This window comes from Rudaea sp. (assembly GCF_036383415.1).
Classification (GTDB): Bacteria; Pseudomonadota; Gammaproteobacteria; order Xanthomonadales; family Rhodanobacteraceae; genus Rudaea.
On the sequence record NZ_DASVOK010000233.1, the window covers coordinates 1 to 1742 of the forward strand.

Annotated in this window: 2 protein-coding genes; both read right to left on the bottom strand. The window is 64.3% G+C overall.

The genetic code is table 11. The features are described 5' to 3' along the window. Window positions 1-249: 249 nt before the first annotated feature. The gene (locus tag VF497_RS08920) at window positions 250-1209 is read right to left on the bottom strand and encodes an NAD(P)-dependent oxidoreductase (RefSeq protein ID WP_330887812.1); all 960 of its coding nucleotides are present in this window, start codon (window positions 1207-1209) and stop codon (window positions 250-252) included. Next, window positions 1194-1742: N-acyl homoserine lactonase family protein (locus tag VF497_RS08925; RefSeq protein WP_330887810.1), on the bottom strand; the 549-nt coding region annotated here is incomplete at its 5' end. The genes VF497_RS08925 and VF497_RS08920, both read right to left, overlap by 16 nt.

Genomic DNA, 1742 nt, shown 5'->3' on the forward strand with positions numbered 1-1742 from the left:
TCGAGACCAGCCTCGAGCTGGTGCAGACCAGCGAAGAGGCCGACGCGAAGGACGCGTATTAGGCTCTCTTTCGCGCGCAGCTACCAAACCCGTCATCCTGAGGTGCGAGCGGAGCGAGCCTCGAAGGATGCACGGCCCGGCCGGTGGCCGTCGACCCTTCGAGACGCGCGCAAGAGCGCGCTCCTCAGGGTGACGGTGATGGAATTTTTGTGCGCGAAGATGGATTGCCCCCAGGCAATGACGGAGCCGTCACGCCCGATCGATATGCTTCGCGATCACAGGGAAATAATTATCCTTCGATCCCTTGTCGATCGCCTCCTGCAACACCGTGCCGATCAGCTCCGCGCCGCGGATCTTGATGCCGGCGTCGGCGGCGAGCTCGAGCGCGTAGGACAGGTCCTTCAGCGCATATTCGGTCGAGAACGCGCGCTCGGGAAACACGCCCGGCACGATCGCCTTCATGCCGTGGTTGCGCAGCGCAAAGCTGTCGGCCGAGCCTTTCGACAAGGTTTCCAGCAAGAGTTTCGGATCGACGCCATTGTGCTTGGCCACCGCGACGGCCTCGGCCAGCGCGTTCACGGTCTCGAACAGCACCATGTTGTTGAGGATCTTGGTCACCTGCCCCGCGCCGACCTCGCCGCAATTGGTGACGTCGGTGGCGAAGCAGCGGATCAGGGGCTCGATCGCGGCATAGAGCGCGGGCACCGCGCCGACCATCACACTGAGCGTGCCGTCCTGCGCCGCCTGCCGCGTGCGCGCGATCGGCGCGTCGGCCCAGGCCGCACCCTTGGCCTGCAATTGCCCGGCGAAATCGCGGGTCTGACTGACCGAGGACGTACCGAGATCGACCACGACCTGACCGCTCCTGATGTTCTTCAGAATGCCGTCGCCTTCGAACACCGCGCGCACATGCTTGGCGCTCGGCAGGCAGAGGAACAGCACATCGCTCTGCTTGATGACATCGGCGACCGTGCCGGCAATTTCGGCGCCGTCGCCGCGCAGACGCTGCAACGGCTCGGCCGCAAGGTCGAACACCACGACGCGCTTGCCGCTCTTCTTGACCAGGTTGCGGCAAATCGGCTCACCCATCACGCCGAGGCCGATGAATCCGAGAGTCTTGTGTTCAGTCATATTCGCTTCTTCTTTTGACGTTTCTTGAGGTGTTGCGGATACGCCTCGCCCGATCCGCGAGGCTATTTCGCGAACGATCGCGACGGCGCCAGATGCAGCGCGAACGCATCGACCTTGTCGCTGGCGCGCGGATAGATCTCGCTGACGATCGGATCGTGGCCGGGGATGAAGCGGTCGGGATGACCGGCGAGCCGCTCGACGGTCCCCCAACCCTGCGCCATGTCGCCGACATTGTAGACGATCGGGAACGGGCTCTTCTTGTGCAGGTTCGCATAGTAATGCGCGGCGTCCGACGCTAGCACCACCGGGCCGCGCGCGGTCTCGACCCGCACCACCTGCAGGCCGTCGGAATGGCCGCCGACGCGATGCACGGTGACGCCGGGCGCGACCTCGCCGTCGCCGGAATGGAAGGTGACGCGCTCGCCATAGACATGGCGCACCATCTGCGTGACGTGATCGACGGAGAACGGATGGCGCAGCATGCCGTTGCACATGCAGCGGCCGGTCGCGTAGCTCATCTCGCGTTCCTGCAGATGGAATTTGGCGTTCGGGAAGCGATCCAGATTGCCGGCGTGGTCATAATGCAGATGGGTGACGATCACGTCGCGGAT